Raw genomic sequence first — 20,509 nt, forward strand, 5'->3', positions numbered from 1 at the left:
GATGGCTGATCGCTCCTCTCGACTGGATTTCATCCTTGCCCTGACTGACAAAGTCACCGCCCCGTTGGGCAAGGTGAAAACCGGGTTTTCCGACCTGGCAAGCCAGAGCCAGGAGCACTTCAAGACCATGGGTATCGGCCTGGCAGGGGTCACCGGTGGCTTTATGGCCATGGGTGCATCGTTGGAGCCCGCCCTGGAGATGAACCGCGCCCTGGGCGAAGTTCGCTCGCTAAACGTGGCCGAAGACGCGCTAGATTCGCTCAACGCCAAGGCCCTGGAGTTTTCCGTCAACTACGGCGAAAACGCCCAGGCGTTCGTCGCGTCCGCGTACCTGGTTGAAGGTGCAATCAAGGGCCTGACGGGCAGCCAGTTGGCCACGTTCACCAACGCGAGCAACGTGCTGGCCAAGGCCACCAAGACTGATGCCCACACCATGGGCGAGTACGTCGGCACCCTCTACAACCTGCAGAAGTCCCAGGCGGATGCGATGGGCAAAGGCGCCTGGGTGGAAAAGCTGGGCGGCCAAACGGCCCTGGCTACCCAGTTGTTCCGTACCAGTGGCGCGGCGATGAAAGACGCCTTCAAGGAGGCCGGAGCGATTGCGACCACGGCCGGCGTCGATCTGGCCGAGCAAATGGCGGTGATCGGTACACTCAGCAGCACCATGGAAGGGGGCGATGCCGGCGGGCGCTACAAGGCGCTGTTTGAAAACATGGGCGCCGCCTCGGAAAAGCTGGGGATGAAACTGTCGGATCAGCAGGGCAAGGCGCTGCCAATCCTCGACATTATGGACAAGCTAAAGGGCAAGCTCGGCGACCTTACCAGCGCCTCGGCCGGCGTGAAGCTGACCGAGGCGTTCGGTGGTGAGGGTGCCCAGGTCATTGCCGCGCTGGCCAAGGATGCCGGCCGCTTGCGCAATGGTATCGACCAACTTGGCAAAGTCCGGGGCTTGGAGCAGGCCGAGAAGATGGCCAAGGCCATGGTTGACCCCTGGCAGCAGTTCGGCGCGGCCGTGCAAGCGTTGCGTATCGCTTTCGGGCAATCGCTGATTCCGATCTTGACCCCGTTGATGGATCGTCTGGTGGGCATCGCCGGCACGCTGACCCGTTGGACCCAGCTGTTTCCAAACATCACCCGCCTGATCGGCATTGTCTCGCTGACGTTCCTGGGCCTGGCCACGGCCATGGGCCTGCTGACGTTCGTCGTGGGCCTGAGCAAAACCGTCTGGCTGGCACTGGTGACGGTCTGGAACGTGTTGACCTGGACCGGCTTCCGGTCCATTGCCATGTTCTTATTTCACACCGTCATGATCACCGCTTTTGCTGCCGGGCTAGTGGTTATGTACACCGGTATCGGCCTGGTCAGAGGCGCCATGTTGCTGTGGCAGGGCGCCATTTGGCTGGTCAACGCCGCCATGATGGCCAACCCGGTGGGAGTCGTGATCATTGGCATCGTCGCGCTGGTCGCGGCAATCACGGCGGTAATCGTCTATTGGGACGACCTGGTGGCTGCGCTGATGAACACCGCCGCGTTTCAGTGGGTCTCGGCCCAACTGGAAGCACTCAGCGCCTGGTTCACTTCCATGGGCGGCTGGTCGGGCATGGCGAAGGCAGCGTGGGACGGCATTGTGGCGATTTTTCACGCCGCGATTAATGGCCTGATCGCCATGCTCAACAAGATCCCGGGCGTCAACATTGAGACCACTTTCGGCGATATGCCGACGCCCCCGGCCGTGCCGGATCTGGTGGCCGGCACCGTCGCGCCGGCGGACGTCTCCAGTTTGCCCGGGGCGACCTCGATGGCGACCGCTGCCGCCGCAGCTGCTGCACCGGCGCCGCTGATGCTCGCCCAACGCGCCACTGAGCCCGTCGCGGTCAAGCAACCGCTGATGGCCCCTATGTTGCCCCTGGCTGCACCTGCCGTGCCGTTGCAGAAGCTCGCGCCAGAGGTGAAGCAACCGGCGCCGATCATGCTGCCGCCGGCGACCGCCGACCTGGCCACATCGCCGAAAACCATGCCGCTGCCGGTGGTGATGCAGAAGGCCGCCGAGCTGCCGGACAAGGTGGACAAAGGCATCCAGGCCCGCGAATCCCTCAACCAAAACACCCCGGCAATCAGCCCAACCAAACCCCTGGCCGTACCCAAAGGAGGACTGATGCAAAGCATTCAGAACACGACCCAGAACCAGCGCAGCGGCCCTCACATTGAGAAAGTGGAGATCCACAACAAGGAACCTATGACGCCGCTGCAGATGGAAAACATGCTGGCCATGGCGGTGGGCGGCTGATGAGCGAATACATCGACCTGCTGATTTCCGGCAATGACCTGGTGCTCGATCCGGCACGCCAACCGCTGCTGGTCAGCGACCGAGCCTCAATCGCCCAGGACATTGCTCACATGATCCGCGAAAGCGGCCTGCTGGTGACCCTGGTGGCCGAGCGCGACCGCATGCGTCAGCGCGATTGCATCCAGCAAATGGAGCTGCTGGTTGAGGCCGACGAGCGCCTGGTGCCTGGCACCGCCGAGATCATCCAGGCATCACCAGGTCAGTACCTGGTAACCGCCACCACGGTGAAGTTCGGCCGAGTGGAGGTGAACCTGTGAGCGTCGATTTCAAGCAGGCGATGAGCGATTCAGGGATTCCGATCACCGAAGCACAACTGAAACAGTCCTGGGAAAAGCTGGCAACGGAGCAGGGCAGCACCCTCAGCAACACCAGCGCCTACAGCCCGTTCTGGCGGATTGTTACCGCCCTGGTGACCAAGCCAGTGCTGTGGTTGCTGGAGTTTGTCAGCGGCACCGTCCTGCCGAACTTTTTCGTACAGACCGCCACGGGCGTTTGGCTCGAAACCTTGTGCTGGGCGGTCAACGTCGAGCGCAAAGGCGCGACGGTCGCCACTGGTGAGCTGTTGTTCACCAGGGCCAATACCGGCGGCGCGTTGGAAGTGCCGGCGGGCACCGTCGTCCAGTCGCCGACCTTGAATGAACACATCTACCAACTGGTCACCACTGAGCCGCGCAGCTTCGAAGAAGGCCAAAGCCAGCTGGCAGTGCCGGTCAAAGCGGTGGGGGCGGGCAGTGGCTACAACCTGGCCCCTGGTTATTACGCGGTCCTGCCGGAGCCTGTGCCGGGCATCGTCCAGGTGGTCAACACCACCGACTGGCTGCATGAGCCCGGCGCCGATGCTGAGCCCGACGACCAGCTGCGCCTGCGCGGCCGCAATCAGTTCTCGGCCGTTAACCAGTGGCACACCGACGCTGTGTACCGAGCGATCATCACCGGCTTCCCGGGTGTGTCGGCCGATGGCGTTTACTTCGAACACGGCGCGCCTCGTGGTCCTGGCAGCGCGAATGCCTTTGTGTTGTTCGACGCCGGTGTGCCTGCTGACACGTTCCTTGAGCAGATCAACACGCATATCCGCGACGGTGGCAACCACGGCCACGGCGACGATCTGCAGGCGATGGCCATGCCTGAGACCTTTCACGCGATCAGCGTGAAAGTGTGGCCTAAAGCCAACCTTAGCGAGACCCAACTGGAGACGCTGGAAACCGAGGTTGGCCTGTTCATCCGTGCCGCGTTTCGCGAAAGCACCCAGCGCGATTACAAGCCGACCAGGACCTACCCACAGTCGCGGTTTAGTTTCAGCCGCTTGACCGAAGAACTGCACGCCCGTTTCCCCAACATCGAATCGCTGACGTTCGCCGGCACCGACATCGTGTCGGGCCTAAACATCCCGCGCATCAAGAACCTGGCGGTGGTCCTGCAATGATCAAGCTCAAATTGCCGTTCTGGCTGTCAGGGCCTGAGCTGACCAGGTTGGTCGTCGTCGCCCAGGGCTGGTGGGAGATGGCCGTGGAGTGGCTGCGTTGGCCCTACCTGCAGTTCGACCCGGACACCTGCCACCTTTCGATCCTGGAGCTGTGGGCCTGGCAGCGCGACGTCACGCGCTTCAACGGCGAGCCGGAAAGCCTGTTCCGACTGCGCGTCAAGTACGCCTTTATCAACTCGGTAGACGCCGGCAGCGTGGCGGGGCTCAAGCGAATCATGCAGCGCCTCGGTGTTGGCTACATCGAGATCGAGGAGCGCATGCCCGACCGCGACTGGGACGTGGTGCTGCTGACCCTCAGCGACTCGCAATTATCCGAAAACCCCGACCTGTTGCGCGTGCTGATCCGTCAGTACGGCCGCACCTGCCGGCGCTACGACTTCGTGACCATTACACCAGTGCGGCTTGCTGTCGCCCTGGTTGATTTCAACGACGACCAGCAAACGCTGATCGCCAGCCTGTAGGGAGTATTCATGGCTGCAAGCATCACACTGGCCGGACAAAGCCTGATCGCCCAAAAACAAGCGGCTGGCCAAGTCCTGACCGTCGCCCGATTCATCCTGGCCAACGTGCCCGGGCTGGACGTCAATGCACCGATAAACCGTGCCGGGCTCAAGCCGCCGGCGGGCCAGATCGTTTACACCTCACCGGTCACCCAAACCGGCTACGTGAACCCCAACCAGGTCGTTTACAGCCTGATGATGGGCACCGACATCGGTGACTTTGATTTCAACTGGATCGGCCTGGAAACCAGCGACAACGTGCTGCTATCGGTGGCCTACGTACCGCTGCAGCAGAAGCGCAAAAACATTCTGCCCGAGCAGATCGGCAACAACATCACACGCAACTTCATGCTGGTGTTCGACGGCGCCCAGCAGCTGACCGCAATCACCATCGACGCGAGCACCTGGCAATTCGACTACACCGCGCGCATGAAAGGCATCGACGAGCGCGAGCGCCTGAGCAACCGCGACATGTTTGGCCGGGCCTGCTTTTTCGGCACTGCCCTGCAGATGACGAAGGTGGGCAGCGTGTACCAACTCAAACCGGGCTTGGCGTACATCGAAGGTGTGCGTTTGGAGCGCGCTACTGCAACGCCGGTGACGGTGCCGACAGTGCCCAGCAAGGCGTGGCTGGACGTCGTGCTGCAGCGTGAACAGAGCGACGTGGTGGGTACGTTCCAGGTCGTGTTCGGCGCCGACAAGGCCGACTACACCGACAGCGTCGGTGCGCGTCACTACCTGGTGCCGCTGGCCGAGCTGCCGACATCAAGCACGGTCACGGATCTGCGTGTGGTCGAGGCCATCGACAGCGAGCTGGTCAAGCACTTCGCGGCGCGGGTGGGTGACTATCCCGACCTGCGCGCACGCGCCACGACCAAGGACGACGTGGGGCTGAGCAAGATCCCCAACGCGATCAGCGATGCGGCTGACAGTGACAGTTCGGCAATCCTGGCTACCACCAAGATGGTCGCCGGCGTGCGCAAGCTGCTGCAGGACGCGATCACCGCGCTGATTAACGGCACCTCGGTTGCGGGCAAAGCGGCCCGCTGGGCGACGGCTCGCAAACTGTCGCTGACTGGCGGCATCACCGGCGAGGTTTCGCTGGATGGCAGTGCAGACGCGAGTATGAGCGTCACGGTGAAACCCGAGGGGCACACCCACACCATCGCGCACACCACCGGCTTGCAAGGGGCGCTCGATGCCAAGTTGCCTTTGGCTGGCGGGCTGGTAAGCGGTGCCACTGCGTTTTTTCAAGGGATTCATGGCGGTTACGGTAATGGCAACGGCAACAGCGCTGACTGGGGAGCGTGCATCTGGGGATTGGGGGCGTCTTATGACGGTGCCGGCGCGAATGCCGGTTACACCACGGCGAGCCATTACGGGATGTCCTGGATTCGTGCGGGCCACGGCGATGCTATCTCCCAGATTGGGGAGGGTGTGTACTTTTACCAAAATGGCAGCCTTCGGGGTGGAGTCGGCAATGCCGGCGTTTTCACTGCCGGGGTTTTCTATGGAAGTGGGGCAGGTATCACCCAGCTGAATGCCAGCAATCTGGCCAGCGGCACGCTTCCCGATGCGCGATTGTCCGGCACGTACACCGGCGTGAATATCACTGGGAATGCCGCAACAGCCAGCAAGTGGTCGGCCGCACGAACCATCACATTCACCGGTGGTGCTACCGGTTCTTTGACCTTGGACGGTTCCGCAAACGTGAACTTTGCGCTGACTGTTCCGCCGTCCGCACACACCCATACCGTCGCCCAGGTCACCGGGCTGGATACGGCACTGGCTGCGGCAGCTCCACCAGGACTAATCGGAGCGTTTGCCCGCGCAGATGCACCTGTGGGTTGGCTTAAAGCGAATGGTGCCGCGGTTTCGCGCACTTCCTATGCAGCGCTGTTTGCTGCCATAGGCACGCGCTTCGGAGCCGGTGACGGCAGCACCACCTTCAACCTGCCGGAAGCCCGGGGCGAGTTCGTCCGGGGGCTGGACGATGGGCGCGGCATCGACGTGGGCCGCGTCCTGGGCTCGTGGCAGGCAAGCCAGAACCTGGCGCATACCCACACGGCGACTGCCGCCGTCGATGGCGCGCACACGCACACCTTCACGATCAACCGACAGGGCTCGTCGTCGGATCACCGCGTATTGGACATGCCGCCAGGCCGTACCGGCAGTGAAGGCACGGGCAAGGTTTCGGTGGACGCTGCAGGTGAGCACACCCACGCCATCACGGTAGGCGCGAACGGCGGTACCGAAGCTCGCCCGCGCAACATCGCGTTCCTGCTCTGCATTAAATATTGAGGCCCACCATGACCAGCACGACGACAAAAACCGTTTTTCAGACAGATCACCTGGGCATCTACATCGGTGCCACGACCGCCGATGCGTCTCCGCTTGAACCTGGGGTTTGGTTGATTCCTGCCCGCTGTGTGGAAAAGGCGCCGCCTGTTGCGAGCGAGCACCAGTTGCCGCGTTGGGACGGCGAGCTGTGGACCCTGATCGACTCCTACGCGGGCCTTACGGCTTACAGCATCGAGACCGGGGCACCACTGGTGATTGAGCGTCACGGCCAGTTGCCGTCCGGTTACACGCTACAGGCGCCTGGTCAGCACCAGGTGTGGAACGGTAGTGGCTGGCAGGACGATATTCCCGCCGTGGTCGAGCGCGACTACAGCGCCAAACGCAACGAGATCAGCGCGGCCTGTGATCGCGTGATTTCTGGCGGCTTCTGGTCCGAAGCCCTTGGCGCGCGCCACTTCTACAGCAGCACGCTGGAAGATCAGTTGAACCTGACCAACATGACGATGCGTGCTCTGCCGGCGGCGTTCCCATGCGTGGACGTGGCCGGTCAAAAGGAGTTCAAGGAACACACGGCGGCGCAGTTGCAGCTGGTGTGCAATGGGCTCTGCGAGTTCAAACTGGACGCCCTGCAACGCGCGGATCGCCTGAAAAAAGCCCTGGAAGTGGCCCGGTTGGCCAAGGATGTCGAGGCGATTGCTGCGTTGTCCTGGGACGAGGCGCCGCTATGACGTGGGCACCCGTGACCATGCGCTGGCCTGCCGAGGCCACAGCGTGGATGGAGCAAATGGGCGAGGCCAAGGGCCTGGCCGGCAGTCAGATGGCCGACACCGGCACCCGACTGCAGAAGCTGGCAGCGGTTGCGACAACCAATCCCGGGCCAGTCGGTGGAGCCTCCCAGGGCGCGATCAGCGCCGGACGTGCGGCGCTTGCGGCTCAGTTTGGCGATGTGCCGGCGTGTATCGTCGTCACCCCGTTTCAGGCCGGTATTGGCCAGGGCAGCGGCGGGCACCAGCGTTTTCTGTCTGCGCCCAACCTGCTGCAGCTGTTGGCCAACAAACTGACCGACTCCACTGATGTCGCACGGCCCCGGGGCCAGCTTTATGGCTTGGTGGTGCTCTTTTTGTCCACGCGCCAGGATCACTTCGCCGCCACGCTGCAGCGGTTCAACACGCTGTTGCCGATGCCTGACCTGGTGCGAGCTGAACGCCGCTCGCGGCACCTGTCCAAACTGGAGGTGGAAAAGTGGGAGTTGCCAGCAGCGGGGCAGATGCCGCGTTGGGGTCAACTGCCCCTGCAGCGTTGCCCCATCACTAAGGTGGCGAGCCAGGCCATGTCCGGCCAGTTGGCCATGCTCGAAAGCTACGCGGCCGACAGCTCGCCCATGGCCGACCTCGCCAGCCTGCAGGCGCGCAAACAGGCCCAGTCAGCCGCCTCTGACCAGAAGCTGGCCGACCTGCAGGCGATGCTGGCCAACAGCTCGCCCGACACCTCCATGCAAGCCCGCCTGATCGGCCCCGGTGACGGCGCCACGATCCGCCGGCGATTGCTGGAGGGTGACGCCCCTGGGCATGAGTGGCCGCTTTGCGCCGGCGCGCTGCTGGTTGGCTCGCTGGAAAGCCTGGGCTTTGTGCGCGAACTGGTGGGCCTATGACGTCGCTGCTGTTGGACGGCCTACCGGTGCGCGGGCAGAACATGAAAATCACTGCAAACCTGCGCATCGAGAGCGACGACCTGTCGGGGCAGACGAGCAACAGTGAAGCGGCTCACAAGGGCTTCAAGCCCAAAACCCTGGCCGTGACCCTGACCATTCGCTACTCCGACAAGTCGTTCCTGCGCGATCTGATGCGCCAGGCCGAGGCCACCGAAGGCGGTGGCCAACGCAAGACTTACCGCATCGTCAACGACACTGCTGACGGTTTTGGTGTGCGCCAGGTGCAGTTCAGCGACGGGGTAAGCGCCCGCGAGGACGACAGCCTGTTTTGCTGGCGGGTCCAGTTCACGCTGTCTGAAAAACTGTCGAACCCCGAGCGGGTCGAGAAGCGCCGTCCGGCCAATGCTGCAAAGGCGCAGGGTGCACCAGGTCAAGCGGTTGGAGGCGACGCCAGCCCTGCCGGCGAGCCGCGAAGCACGCCCGAACTGTCGGGTTTCGAGTCCACGTTGAAGCGCGTAGACGACTGGCTGGGGAGTGGCCAATGAGCCTGAAACTGCACAAGGTGCTGGCCATAAACGGCGAACCCGTTGCCCTGGTCAAAGAGGATGTCCGCTTGGAGCTGCGAAGCCCCGGCCGGGCATCTTTCACAGTCCAGGCATCGGCGCCGCTCAAGGGCCTGGTGACGTTGGACATCGGCTACAACGACAGCACGCTGCAGCGCCACTTCATCGGCTACGTGGAACGCTGCACAGCGGCCAACTCCCAGCAGCAGGTGCTGTTCTGCCGCGAGCTGGCCGCGATCCTGGCCAAGCCCTTGCCGCTGAACCTGCGCCACGTCGATCTGCGCGCCGTGCTTGAAGAGATCAGCAAGCACACGGGGTTGAAATTCCGCGTGCCGGACAGCTCATACACGCGGGTCAAAGCCCCATTTTTCTACAGCCTGGCCACCGGCTACCAGGCAATGGATAGCCTGGCCCGGGTTTTCTCTATCGACGACCTGATCTGGCAACAACAGGGCAACGGGGAAGTGTTCGTGGGCAAATGGGCCGATAGCTTTTTCGGCGCCCGGGCGCCCCTGCACCTGCCCACCGAGCTGTTCGACGGCTACCAGGACAACCAGAGCGCCATGATCGCGGCGCTCCCAGGCATGCGCCCAGGCGCGACAATTAACCAAGGCGAGCGGGTCACTTCGGTGACGCTGGCCGGCACTCAGATGGCATTGAAATGGAAGACGCAATAAAACGAGCGGTAGAACGCCAGTTTCCCGAACTGACCGGTGGCTATCACCTGCCACGGTTCGCCAAGGTGATCGCCGTGCCTGATGCGCCTGCCGGCGCCGGCGTCTGTGACGACTTCCGGCCGCGCTTTGGCGTTGACCTGCAGGTGCTCGGCCCGGACGGAGAGGTGGACGCGAGCCTGCCGGTGCTGTCGGGTGTGCCGTTACCAGTGCCGGTCGGCGGTGATGAAATGGGCTTCTATGCTTTCCCGGAGGAGGGCACCACGGTCGTGGTGTGCTTTGCGTACGGGTTGCCGCACAAGCCCTATATCCAGACCGTGTTACCCCACGGCCTGACTCTGCCAAGCGTGCCGAAAGGTGACCAGGTGTGGCAGCACAGCGAAGCCTGCCAGCAGCGTGTCGACGCCGACGGCAACTGGTTACGCCAAACGGACGGCAAGATCCAGGACAAGGCGGTCCAGCGGGAAGTGGAGGCGATGGAGAATACCGAGAGCTTCCAGAGCCACACCAGGACGGTGGACGACCATTCAACCGAGTCAGTGGGTGGGATCAAGAAGATCGAGGCGCTGGGCGCGCTCAAGCTGTTGTCAGGTGGTTCTGCGAGCCTGGCGGCGGTGGATGATCTGCACCAGGCGACTGGGCGGGATTTGAATCTGGTGGTGGGGCAGAAGCATAACGTTACGGTGGGTGGTGATATGGAGGAACGGATTCAGGGGATGCGTGAGAGCGTGGCGGCGGTCAGTCAGCGGTTTGTCGCCCCCAAAACTTGGTTGGGGTCTGAGGGGGTGAATGTGTTGCAAGTGTTATGTGACTTGGTCGATGTGGTGCAAGAGATGAATACTCAACTCGCGCAACACGTGCACGCTCCTGGACTCCCTCCGAATGATGCAGCTGAGTTTTCACTAAAAGCTGCTTCGGTCAGTTTGCTTGGGGTAAAGCTCAAGGCTGTTACTGATAATTGATCCATGAGTTGGGTGAAATATTGGTTCTGATTTTATTTTAGTAGGTGGGCACGGTCCGGTTGTTTTGGTGGAGGGGAGCCTATATGGTTGATTGATTTGGTGGTCCAGGATGGCACGAGATGCATAGTGAGGAAAAATTTGAGTTGTTTGATAGTCATGAGTTCTACGTAACCATAAAGCAGGGGGGGTTTAGCTTTTCAGGAGTGTTAAATCTTACTCCTGAAAAAATTACCATTAAATTTGGGGGGGATTCTCGTTCGGATAGGTATTATGAGTATCCTGGTGAAAAGGTTGATAGCCTAGAGTGCTCTAATACTAGTCATAGATTCATTTTGTTTGGTCTTCATAATATCGGTTTTCATGCGCATTTTTTACCTGAAAATCCTGTTCCGATAAGGCATTTTGATCTGGCTTATGAAGTTGGTAGCGTTATTGTTTGTCCTATGTCACTTCAGGCTATAGATGTAAGTAAGGTCGAGATTCATTCAAGCACGTTTAACGATTGGCTAGGGCTGACCACGACACAAGATAATATTTTGTCCGAATATCAGCGGCAATCAGGTGATGAGAGCGACCAGGAGGATGATGACGATCCCGGTGCTTTTTCAATATCTGATTTTTTTTGCACCGTTGAGGAGTTTGGTAATGTGTTTCAGCGATATAATGTTAGAGAATTTAGAAGTTTGTTAGATTACGGTGCAGGCGTTTCTTTTCCACCGAGTTTACGTATTGATGCAAATGAGAGTATTAATCCTGCCGAGCTAATGGGTCTTTATTCTAAAGTGTACGATTTCTTTAGTGTTCTTCATGGCGATGAGCTTCTTGTGGAGCGAATAGAGCTGAGATCTGCAAAGGGATTTTCTTGGGAGGTCGGCTATCTATACTATCCCGTGTTGAAAGAGCGAGTGAAGTTTTCGAGACGATATAGTTTATTTCCGCTCGGGCGAAATCTAAAATTTAATACTCAAGGTTTACCAGCGTTGCCAGAAGGTACGTTTGAGAGCTATTTTCGACTGGAGTCTAAGCGGCAAAAGGTCTGGGGCAAATATATCAAGTATCGTCGTATGAAAAACGTAGAGGAGCGTTTTTTAGGTTACTTTAGGTTGCTGGAAATGTTGACCTATAAAAGTAGTAATTACTTGGACTCGGTGAAGCTTGAAAAGTTATCTATAAAAGTTCAGCCTTTTTTTATTAGGTTTTTTGGGGATAGGAAAAGCGTAAAGAGCTTTTTTGAACGGCTGCCCGGGTTTAATGGGTCTAAATATAATACAGAGAAGTGTATGGTGGATTTTTATAAGAGCTTGCCCGCTGCTGCAAAAGAAAAGTTAAAGTTGAATCAGTCAAATATTGGTTCGATTTGCAAGTTGAGAAATGATATTAGTCACGCAAATGACTATTATATAAGTGATGAGGAGTTGTGGGGGAAGTGCGTTTTTGTTGAGTCTCTCCTCGTATTCGCTATGTTTCAGTCTGTTGGTGTTCCTCTGCCTGATGTTGGTAAGGTTATAGATAGGCTTCACTAAAGTTTATATGCAAATCATTGGTCTTGTTTGAGCGAACGGTGGCAGAAGCGCGCTTCTGCCCTCAACGTTTCGCTCTGTGCGGTCTGTCAACGCTTGGTACGAATAGCCTTTCAATATGTTTTGTCGTGTACTAAATGGGGGGTGTGTATCTATCGTGAAACTGATACTGTGTCTTAAAGGTTTTTTGATCTATTCGTGGTGTGATTTTCCGATCTGCGGGTTTGGTTTGTATGAAAAGTCAGCGTGGCTTAAAAAGAATGGGATTAGATTGATTAGTAAGCACGAAGGTTGATGTTCTTCCGCTGCGAGAAGTAGTTCTTGTTTTAGGTTTTCTAGTGTGATGTCGTATTTCTTTATGACGGTTTTGTATAAGGTTGTCTTCGTCTTTGGTGTAAGGCAGTATTTGTCTGTGCCTTTTTCTGTTATTTCCCCGTTGAAAACGAATAGCTCGATGAATGCGTGGTTTCCTAGTTCTAGATATGCGACATAAAGACAATCTGCATTTGTGTCAGTGTTTGAACCTTTGTCTAGTCCGAAGTTTAGTGTTAGTAAGTCTAACTGGTCGTTAATTAGGAAGTTTGTTTGAATTATTCTCTTGTGGTTTTTGTCAATTTCTGATGACGTTACATAAAGGTCTTCGTCTAGTTCGAAATGGTTTTTGATCTTGATGACTTTTTCCATTATCGAAAGCTGGTGTGAGCAGTCTGCAAAGCCTTCCCCAGGATTTACAGTTATGCTTGAGATCACGGCGGCGAACGTAAATGTAATTTTTACACTGTTGGGTTGCCATAGCATGTGAACTAGTTTTAATAATTTTAGAGCTCTTTCTATTTCGAAGCTATCTAGGTTATCAGTGTGGGCAGTCAGATGCATCGACTTGCCGTAGTTTAGAAGTTGAAGTTCAAAGAGTTCGGCGTCAAATCTAACTTTCCGAAACGGCTCTGGTACCCACGAGTTGAAAGGGCTCCGGTATAAATCCACAGGGAAGGTGAGTGATCGCCCTGTTTTTTGATCTCTAAAGGTTAGTGAACCCTTCATGTCGGGTATCACATCCGGCATTTCCAATACAGCAGAGTCGCTACTTAAGCCTGCATGCTCTGTTGTAACTCCAAATCTTAGTGTTGTGCCATGCACTGCCTCAATGTCAACTTTGCCTTTTTGGCCTAGAGAAATGTCGATCAGACTTCGAAGTTGCTCGTCACCTTTTATTGAAAATTGAATTCTATGGGTGCCATCCTCGTAACCGGCGTTTCTCAAGTGTTTGCGTTTCGTATCCATATAGCTTAGGTGGGATTTTCCTATATGGTTGCTAATCATTTCCTTTAGTTTGGAGGGGGATAGTGGCGTTATTTCATCGTGGAACTTTAGGCGCATTGTTTTTTTATTAAGTTTGGCGTCGCTGTCCTTTGTAATGGTTTTTGCGGTTCGTTCTAAAATTGCTGCTATCTGGGTTTTATCGATGTGGAGTAAGTATGCTCTTTGAGGTGTGGCTTCCCCATCAAACTCCATTAACACATAAAATGAAGGTAAGGGCGTTGTGGCCATCTTCTTTAAGTTTGATAGCTCTACGCTCACCCACTTATTAACGCTGTCTGTGGCTTTTATCTGTATTTTGGCTTCGACTATTCCTTCGTGAATCGTTTCCAGGTTATGTTTTTTTTCATCATTGTTTATCTCAATGAATACATCCCAGCCATTCATGTCGGAAACGGACTTGTTTGCCGTAATTCCGGCAGCAGCACACCATGCGATGAAGTAATTTTCGGCTGCGGTGCCCAGGTCCCTCATCATTTCTAACTCCTTCAAGTATTGGGGAGCAAAGATGCCATGTTCACGGAGTCGAAAATACCTACCGTAAGAAAAATATGTTTAGAAAACCACTTATCCCCCTCCCGCCGACGGGCTTTGTGTCCCTTTTTTGTGCAAAGGCGTAGTGGGGTGAAAACGGTGCCCCCGCCCAAGCCCGCTGCGGGGTCTGGGGGATGTTTCGCAATTGCACAGAGTGCAAGGCTTTGCAAAAAAGTGCAGTGGTCTTGCACATGTGTCACAGGACGGCAGGGGAGTGGTCACTCAGGCGAGGTGCCCGGTTTACGGGGACTATGGCTGTGAAAACCTGCAGCAGGCGGTGTTTTCGTTTTCGGGGCCGTTCATATCTGGGGTCAACCAACCACTGCTGGTCGCTACGCCAATACGACTGATAGGCCCAGCCTGTATGGGCTTCAAGCGTTTTGAGACATTGCACAGCACCGCCATCAATTTCCGGCTGTTAGTACCAGCCCAGAGCGTTTGGAAAAATCGCTGAAACGATGGGCGGATGGCTTTTTTCCAGCCGAGGGGTGGGAAAAAGGTAATTTTAGTAATGGGCAGGTCATAACGGGCTGGAGCCCTTATAGAACGTGGCTTTCAGCCATTACCTTGGAGGGTAATATAAGGTAACGAGAGAGGTAATATTTTGTTCAAGCCCCCATTTTGCTGGGGTTGGCGGCTCACTGGCATTACTAGCTCTGAAAGTAATTTTCTAACCACTTACTTACCTTATTATTACCTCTATAAAACTATATCAACTATTTGATTTTATTGGGATTTATCCAGGTTTTCACAGCTCATTACCAAAATTACCTTTTTCCCATGCCTCAACATAAATCGTTCAAAACGCCTGTTCTGACCGTTTTCTGAAACCTGGTGCATTTAAGCCATGGGACTGACGTGGGACAGATCCTACGCACGCTACCGGGCTGCAGCCCTTATAAACCGGGGGGCTCGGTTTCGAAAACCGCGAACGGGTAGTTTCGAATCTCTCCTTCACCGCCACATTCTACAAACACAAACCCCTGATTTTCCTAGAGAAGGTCGGGGGTTTGTGGTTTTTGGCATTCAAAAAAAGCCCCGTTAGCGGGTTTGCGACAGGGTCATCTCGTATGGGCGCTCACGAAGGTCCTACGTACGGTTACCATCGCCCCAAAGAAACCCACCCGATCGATAGCTTGCTTTAAACATGTGTGTATCCGTATATTCGGTTATTCACATATAGCAAGTGGCCCACATGATTACGCCTCCAGAAGTGTTTAAGAGCCTTGCAGAAGAAACTCGCGCACGCGCTACTTTGCTGATTGCCTCCCAAGGAGAGCTCTGCGTCTGCGAACTGATGTGCGCTCTCGGCGACAGCCAATCGAAGATCAGCCGTCACCTCGCACAGTTACGCAGCAGTGGTCTCCTGCTGGATCGTCGCCAGGGACTCTGGGTTTACTACCGCTTAAATCCGGACCTTCCCAGCTGGGTGCACGAGATCCTGCAAGTGACGTTACGAGCCAACGTTCACTGGCTGCAGGGCGACACTTCCCGTCTACATAATATGGATGGACGCCCTGTCCGCGATGTTGCCTGCTGCTAATCCCAACTGTTAACCCTATCGAAGCTGGCGCTGCGCCTAAGTGTTTAATGCCTGCGAAGAGTGGAAGGAGTAATTAATGCGAGTCTTGTTCATGTGCACGGCCAACAGCTGCCGAAGCATTCTTTCAGAAGCCATGTTCAACCACCTGGCGCCGGAGGGTTTCAAAGCGGTGAGCTCCGGAAGCTTTCCCAAGGGGCAGGTGCTACCTCGCAGTTTGACGACTTTGACCCAGTCGGGCATTTCCATCGAAGGCTTGAGCAGCAAGGGCAACGAAGCCTTCGAAGATAACCCTCCGGATATCGTCATTACCGTATGCGACAAGGCAGCAGGCGAGTCTTGCCCGGTGTATTTCGGCCCAGCCGTGAAAGCTCATTGGGGCCTGGAAGATCCTTCCGATGTGATGGGGGGCGAAGAAGTTGATGCCGCTTTCCGAGCCACGCTCGCTTGCATCGAAAAACGCTGTAAAGCGTTCTTTGCGCTTCCCTTCAACAGCCTCAGCCGCGATGAACTCAAACGCGAGCTGGATCAAATCAGCAAACACTGAGAAGGAGGACATATGTCAGAGCAACTGCCCAACCTAGACCTCTCTCTGTTCGACCCCCTGCCAATTGCATCTCGCCCGAAAGATCAAAAGCCTCGAATTCTCTTGCTGTATGGGTCGACCCGCGAGCGCTCTTTCAGCCGTCTCCTCGTCGAAGAAGCTGCGCGTTTACTGGAGCACTTTGGTGCGCAAACCCGTGTGTTCAATCCTAGTGGGCTGCCACTGCCCGACGACGCATCGGTGAATCATCCTAAGGTGCAGGAACTGCGGGATCTGATGTTGTGGTCGGAAGGTCAGGTCTGGTGTTCACCAGAACGGCATGGCGCGATGTCAGCGGTGTTCAAGGCGCAGATCGACTGGGTGCCTCTTGAACTCGGCGCTGTTCGCCCCACCCAGGGAAAGACCCTGGCCGTGATGCAGATCTGCGGTGGTTCACAGTCCTTCAATGTGGTTAATCAGTTGAGGGTACTGGGCCGCTGGATGCGCATGTTCACGATACCCAATCAATCCTCTGTACCGAAAGCCTATATGGAGTTCGACGAGGCAGGCCGAATGAAGCCTTCTGCTTTTTACGATCGCGTGGTCGATGTGATGGAGGAACTGGTGAAGTTCACCCTGTTGCTGCGTGACCAAAAGGCGTTTTTGGTGGATCGTTACTCGGAACGCAAGGAAAGCGCGGAACAGCTCATGGCGCGCGTGAACCAGCGTTCAATCTGAGTTCAATAATGGCCATTGAAATCAGAGCGGCACGGCTTGGAGATGCTGTTGCTATCTAGGCTATCTATGCCTCGGTAGTGACCGGCTCGGCTATTTCCTTTGAAGAGGTGCCGCCTAGTATTGAAGAGATACAGCAGCGCATTGAGCTAACGCTGCGGATCTATCCATATCTGGTGGCGGTTCGAGAAGGCAAGGTGGTCGGCATATGCTTATGCAAGTCAGCACCGAGCTTCTGGTTCGGCAGGGCTATCGTCCGGCCTATGCTGGCATTTCTCAGCCCAATTCAGGCAGCGTCAAGTTGCATGAGCGGTTTGGCTTCCAACACATCGGTACCTATCCTCAAGTCGGTTATAAGCTCGGTCAGTGGCACGATGTGGGCTATTGGCACCTTGAGTTAGCGGATAAAAGCCAGCCGATCGGGCGTCTGTTGGTCTCAGAGCCATGCCCATCGCCCCTCAATGCCTGTGCCGATGATGCACATCCGGAAAATGCGCATGGCTGTGCCTCAGCGGACTGTGCACATGCACATGGCTGTGGGGCTCAGCCGGATCCCACTCAAACCCGTGCTCATGTTGGTGATGTTCATCATGCACATGCCGATGTCCGTGCTCCATGGCCTCATGCTGATGATCATGGGCATGCCGTTCCGTCAGGTGCAGCCAAACGCCCATGGCCATCAACGCCGATGCAATCCAGAAAGCCAATGTCATTGACTCACCCAACATCAGCCCCGCAATCGCGGCACCCAGAAACGGCGCGGTAGAAAAATAGGCTCCCGTGCGTGCACTGCCCAGTCCGCGCAGCGCCAGCACGAACATCACCAGGCTGATGCCATAGCCCAGAAAACCAACCAGCAAGATAGGCGTCAGCTGCGCCATACCCGGGATTTGCGCTCCGAAATAGAGCGCCAACCCGCCATTCACCAGCCCCGCAATCAACCCCTTGGTCCCGGCGATAAACAGCGCGTCCGACGCAGACACTTTGCGCGTCAGGTTGTTATCAATCCCCCAGCACAGGCACGCCACGGCAACCGCCAGCGGCCCCGTCCAGTCATGGCTCGTGCCACCGCCGTCGGCCCATGACAACACCACGCCGCCCAGCACGATGGCGATCATCCCCAGGACGATGCGACGGTCGGCGTTTTCCTTGAACACGACCCAGGCGATGACGGCGGTCAGCACTGATTCCAGGTTGAGCATCAGGGAGGCGGTTGCGCCGGCCGTGCGGGTCAGGCCGAACATCAGCGCGACAGGCCCGAGGATGCCGCCGAATGCGATGGCGCCGAGCAGCCAGGGCCATTCCGATGAGGTCAGTCCGCTGGGTTTCCAGCCATGGTCACGGATCAGGCGCACGCCGGCGAGGCCGACGCCGCTGCCGAGGTAGAGCAGGCCGGCGAGCAGCACGGGCGAGAGGCCCAGGCCGAGATTTTTGGCGAGCGGGGTGCTGGCGCCGAACAGGGCGGCGGCGGCGAGTGCGTAGAGGATACTGAGGTTCATGGGTCATCCTCGAAAGGGTGGCCCATGATACGTCGCGGGCTCAGGTGAAAGCCCGAGCGGATTTACTGCGCGGTTTTCAGCTTGATCACATCACCGGAAATCTTGGTGGTGTAACCGCTGAGGACCCAGGCCCAGAACCAGTTTTCCTGCACTTGGGTGTTGATCAGCGCATCGCCGCCTTTTGCTTTGATGGCGGCATCCTGGGCGCGCACGAAACGGCTGTTCTGGCCGATCGGGATCACGCCGAACAGCATAATGCCGGTGGCGCTGGCTTCACTGTGGCCCAGGACGGTGTATTGGCTGCTGTCGTATTGCGGGGATTTGATGGCGGTGCCGGTGCAGCCTGCAAGCGTGAAACCGAGAACGGCTGCTGCAACCACTTTACTGATGTACTTCACTGGGAAACTCCATGGACTAAAGCCCGAGATTCAATTCTCGGGGGGCGTACTTTAATCGCCCGGGCAGGGGATTGAAATCAATCTTCCCGTCGTCAGATGTGCAACCACGCCAGGCTGCCTAACACCACCGCCACTCCCGCCGCCGTATACGCCATGCGCTTCAACCACTCCTTCCTTGTGAGCAACGTAATTGCCGCCAGCGAAATCGCGATCTGAATCGCGGTCATCGCCTGGGCCCAGCGGTGGTGCTGGTGCAACGCCTGCTCTGATTTTTCATCCCATTCCCGCGAGGTGGCCTCAAGCTTTTCTGCCTGCTGGCGCACGTCTTCCTTCTGGCTTTTGTAGCGCTCGATCTCGCCCTTGTAATGCGCAGCGTCTACGCCGGGAATATGGGTGGCCAGCTCCGCCAGGTTTTGGCGGCTGGATTTGGCCTGGTAGTAGTTCCACTGGTTGGCGGCTTCGGTCTTGATGATGGCCGCGTTGTTCTTGTCCATCGCCGCTTCGCTTTCGGTGGAACCGGCCTGGTAGCTGAGCATGGCGCCGAGAGTGGCCATCAGCGCGGTCATGACGGCGATTCGGCTGGCGAAACTGTCTCCTCTTGCGTGGGCATGTTCGGTGGTGTGTTCGATGTGTTTTTCGTGGGGGCTGGGGACTTCGAAGGCTTCGGACATGGCGGCGGCTATGAAGGGACTGAGGGAGTCTGATTCTTCACCCGTGCGGCTGTCTCAAGGCTGTACGTAACGCCGAATCAGCCGCGTATACACCGCGATATTGATCACTAACACCAATGCACCCAGCGCCAGTTGAATCTGCGGAGTCAGGCCAGCCGGATAGATGAGCGTAAGAATGTAGTGTTCGATGAATCCGCCGCCGTAGCCGTCTTGACCGGCGAGATGGCGAAGCAAGTTTTCCCAGCGCGTGAGTGGGCACGGCAGGTGAAAGACCTCGACGGCCACGCCCCACGCGGCAGCGGGCAAGTGCAGCCAGATAACCGGCCGCCACTTAAGGGCCAGCAGCCCGCCGAATAATACGAACAGGATAAAACACAGGTGAAACAGCACGAGGCTGTCGGCAGCTAGACGGTAGAGCATTGTGCGCGCTTCAAAAAGGGGAGGGCGTAGTCTAAGGGTTGCCCGCAGGTAAGCGGGACCGTTATTGTGCTGAATCCTTTTAGTCCTTCCTCCCAAGGATCTGTTGTGATGAATTCGCCACGTACCGTTGCCCCGATCAAGGCTGTGATTTTCGATATGGACGGGTTGTTGCTCGATACAGAAGGCATCTACACCGAAGTCACGCAGATCATCGCCGAGCGCTACGGTCGTACTTATGATTGGGGGATCAAGCAGCATATTATTGGCCGTGGTGCCCAGGACCTGGCCGATTACGTGGTCAAGGCACTGGACTTGCCGATCACACCGGCGCAGTTTCTGGAAATTCGCGAACCGTTGATGAGCGAGCGCTTTCCAAAGGCCCTGGGCATGCCCGGTGCCGAGGCGCTGGTTCGGCACTTGAAGGCACACAACATTCCGATTGCCGTGGGCACCAGTTCGTCGCGCAATTCGTTTGGCCACAAAACAACGTTGCACCGCGAGTGGTTTAGCCTGTTCGGCACCATTGTCACCGCCGACGACCCCGAAGTCGGCGCCGCCAAACCTGCACCGGACATCTTCCTTACCGCCGCGCGCCGCCTGGGCGTTGCCCCTGAGGATTGCCTGGTGTTCGAGGATTCGCCCTTTGGTGTAACGGCTGCGAAGGCCGCCCATATGACCGCCATCGCCGTGCCCGACGAAGCCATGGCCGACAGCAAGTACCAGCATGCCGACCAGATCATCCGCAAGCTTGCGGACTTTGACCTGGCGGCCTATGGCTTGCCGCCAATCTCCTGACTTTACTCGGTAAAAAATGTGGGAGGGGGCTTGCTCCCGACGGCGGAGTGTCAGTCACCATTGAGCTGGCTGACAC

Annotated in this window: 20 protein-coding genes and 1 pseudogene; 16 read left to right on the forward strand and 5 right to left on the reverse strand. The window is 57.2% G+C overall.

Annotation, left to right across the window (positions count from 1 at the left end; translation table 11 throughout):
* The first annotated feature begins 1 nt into the window (after position 1).
* The 11 genes from G9Q84_RS26915 to G9Q84_RS26965 all read left to right on the forward strand — a co-directional run bounded on the left by G9Q84_RS26915 (position 2) and on the right by G9Q84_RS26965 (position 12,004).
* A complete protein-coding gene (locus G9Q84_RS26915; RefSeq protein ID WP_181644380.1) occupies positions 2-2,287 on the forward strand; it encodes a phage tail tape measure protein in 2,286 nt (761 codons plus the stop codon).
* Positions 2,287-2,604, forward strand: coding sequence for a DUF2590 family protein (locus tag G9Q84_RS26920; protein ID WP_122757059.1), 318 nt, complete (start codon positions 2,287-2,289; stop codon positions 2,602-2,604). Before G9Q84_RS26915 ends, G9Q84_RS26920 begins: the two co-directional genes overlap by 1 nt.
* Entirely contained in the window at positions 2,601-3,770 is a 1,170-nt protein-coding gene (locus tag G9Q84_RS26925) for a baseplate J/gp47 family protein (RefSeq protein ID WP_181644381.1), read from the forward strand. Before G9Q84_RS26920 ends, G9Q84_RS26925 begins: the two co-directional genes overlap by 4 nt.
* A complete protein-coding gene (locus G9Q84_RS26930; protein ID WP_181644382.1) occupies positions 3,767-4,291 on the forward strand; it encodes a phage tail protein in 525 nt (174 codons plus the stop codon). The genes G9Q84_RS26925 and G9Q84_RS26930 overlap by 4 nt, the downstream gene beginning before the upstream one ends.
* Positions 4,292-4,300: 9 nt before the next feature.
* Positions 4,301-6,631 (forward strand): phage tail-collar fiber domain-containing protein, encoded by a 2,331-nt coding sequence (locus G9Q84_RS29455; protein WP_181644383.1) that lies wholly within the window; start codon positions 4,301-4,303, stop codon positions 6,629-6,631.
* An 8-nt stretch (positions 6,632-6,639) separates the two neighbouring features.
* Positions 6,640-7,359 (forward strand): DUF4376 domain-containing protein, encoded by a 720-nt coding sequence (locus G9Q84_RS26940; RefSeq protein WP_181644384.1) that lies wholly within the window; start codon positions 6,640-6,642, stop codon positions 7,357-7,359.
* On the forward strand, positions 7,356-8,282 hold the full coding sequence (locus tag G9Q84_RS26945; protein ID WP_181644385.1) for a hypothetical protein: 927 nt from the start codon (positions 7,356-7,358) through the stop codon (positions 8,280-8,282). The genes G9Q84_RS26940 and G9Q84_RS26945 overlap by 4 nt, the downstream gene beginning before the upstream one ends.
* Positions 8,279-8,827 (forward strand): baseplate complex protein, encoded by a 549-nt coding sequence (locus tag G9Q84_RS26950; RefSeq protein WP_181644386.1) that lies wholly within the window; start codon positions 8,279-8,281, stop codon positions 8,825-8,827. Before G9Q84_RS26945 ends, G9Q84_RS26950 begins: the two co-directional genes overlap by 4 nt.
* Positions 8,824-9,522, forward strand: a complete 699-nt coding sequence (locus G9Q84_RS26955) for a hypothetical protein (RefSeq protein ID WP_181644387.1) — start codon at positions 8,824-8,826, stop codon at positions 9,520-9,522. Before G9Q84_RS26950 ends, G9Q84_RS26955 begins: the two co-directional genes overlap by 4 nt.
* Positions 9,507-10,481: a phage baseplate assembly protein V gene (locus G9Q84_RS26960; protein ID WP_181644388.1), complete on the forward strand. Its 975-nt coding sequence runs from the start codon at positions 9,507-9,509 to the stop codon at positions 10,479-10,481. Before G9Q84_RS26955 ends, G9Q84_RS26960 begins: the two co-directional genes overlap by 16 nt.
* Before the next feature lie 119 nt (positions 10,482-10,600).
* Positions 10,601-12,004 carry a HEPN domain-containing protein gene (locus G9Q84_RS26965; RefSeq protein ID WP_181644389.1) on the forward strand — a complete coding sequence of 468 codons (1,404 nt, stop codon included), beginning with the start codon at positions 10,601-10,603 and terminating at the stop codon, positions 12,002-12,004.
* A 189-nt stretch (positions 12,005-12,193) separates the two neighbouring features.
* Here the strand turns inward: G9Q84_RS26965 and G9Q84_RS26970 are convergent, their stop codons facing one another.
* On the reverse strand, positions 12,194-13,795 hold the full coding sequence (locus G9Q84_RS26970; protein WP_181644390.1) for a DUF4365 domain-containing protein: 1,602 nt from the start codon (positions 13,793-13,795) through the stop codon (positions 12,194-12,196).
* Positions 13,796-15,047: 1,252 nt separating this feature from the next.
* On the opposite strand from G9Q84_RS26970, the gene G9Q84_RS26975 reads away from it, so the two are divergent.
* The 4 genes and pseudogenes from G9Q84_RS26975 to G9Q84_RS26990 all read left to right on the forward strand — a co-directional run.
* Positions 15,048-15,395 carry a metalloregulator ArsR/SmtB family transcription factor gene (locus G9Q84_RS26975; RefSeq protein ID WP_122757048.1) on the forward strand — a complete coding sequence of 116 codons (348 nt, stop codon included), beginning with the start codon at positions 15,048-15,050 and terminating at the stop codon, positions 15,393-15,395.
* A 76-nt stretch (positions 15,396-15,471) separates the two neighbouring features.
* Complete coding sequence (locus tag G9Q84_RS26980) at positions 15,472-15,939, forward strand: arsenate reductase ArsC (RefSeq protein WP_122757047.1); 468 nt, start codon at positions 15,472-15,474, stop codon at positions 15,937-15,939.
* Between the two features lie 12 nt (positions 15,940-15,951).
* Entirely contained in the window at positions 15,952-16,653 is a 702-nt protein-coding gene (gene arsH, locus G9Q84_RS26985; protein WP_122757046.1) for an arsenical resistance protein ArsH, read from the forward strand.
* Between the two features lie 62 nt (positions 16,654-16,715).
* A pseudogene (locus G9Q84_RS26990) lies at positions 16,716-17,083 on the forward strand (N-acetyltransferase family protein); the annotation flags it as partial.
* 25 nt (positions 17,084-17,108) lie between these two features.
* On the opposite strand, the gene G9Q84_RS26995 reads toward G9Q84_RS26990, so the two are convergent.
* From G9Q84_RS26995 to G9Q84_RS27010, 4 genes are all read right to left on the reverse strand, one after another.
* Positions 17,109-18,149: a DMT family transporter gene (locus G9Q84_RS26995; protein ID WP_122757045.1), complete on the reverse strand. Its 1,041-nt coding sequence runs from the start codon at positions 18,147-18,149 to the stop codon at positions 17,109-17,111.
* 62 nt (positions 18,150-18,211) lie between these two features.
* Positions 18,212-18,547 (reverse strand): hypothetical protein, encoded by a 336-nt coding sequence (locus G9Q84_RS27000; RefSeq protein ID WP_032887540.1) that lies wholly within the window; start codon positions 18,545-18,547, stop codon positions 18,212-18,214.
* A gap of 92 nt (positions 18,548-18,639) precedes the next feature.
* A complete protein-coding gene (locus tag G9Q84_RS27005) occupies positions 18,640-19,218 on the reverse strand; it encodes a DUF4337 domain-containing protein (RefSeq protein ID WP_032887542.1) in 579 nt (192 codons plus the stop codon).
* Between the two features lie 54 nt (positions 19,219-19,272).
* Positions 19,273-19,638 (reverse strand): DUF2784 domain-containing protein, encoded by a 366-nt coding sequence (locus G9Q84_RS27010; protein ID WP_032887544.1) that lies wholly within the window; start codon positions 19,636-19,638, stop codon positions 19,273-19,275.
* Between the two features lie 108 nt (positions 19,639-19,746).
* On the opposite strand from G9Q84_RS27010, the gene G9Q84_RS27015 reads away from it, so the two are divergent.
* Entirely contained in the window at positions 19,747-20,433 is a 687-nt protein-coding gene (locus tag G9Q84_RS27015; RefSeq protein ID WP_095185335.1) for an HAD-IA family hydrolase, read from the forward strand.
* The last annotated feature ends 76 nt before the right edge of the window (positions 20,434-20,509 follow it).

It is taken from the genome of Pseudomonas sivasensis (assembly GCF_013778505.1).
Lineage (GTDB): Bacteria > Pseudomonadota > Gammaproteobacteria > Pseudomonadales > Pseudomonadaceae > Aquipseudomonas > Aquipseudomonas sivasensis.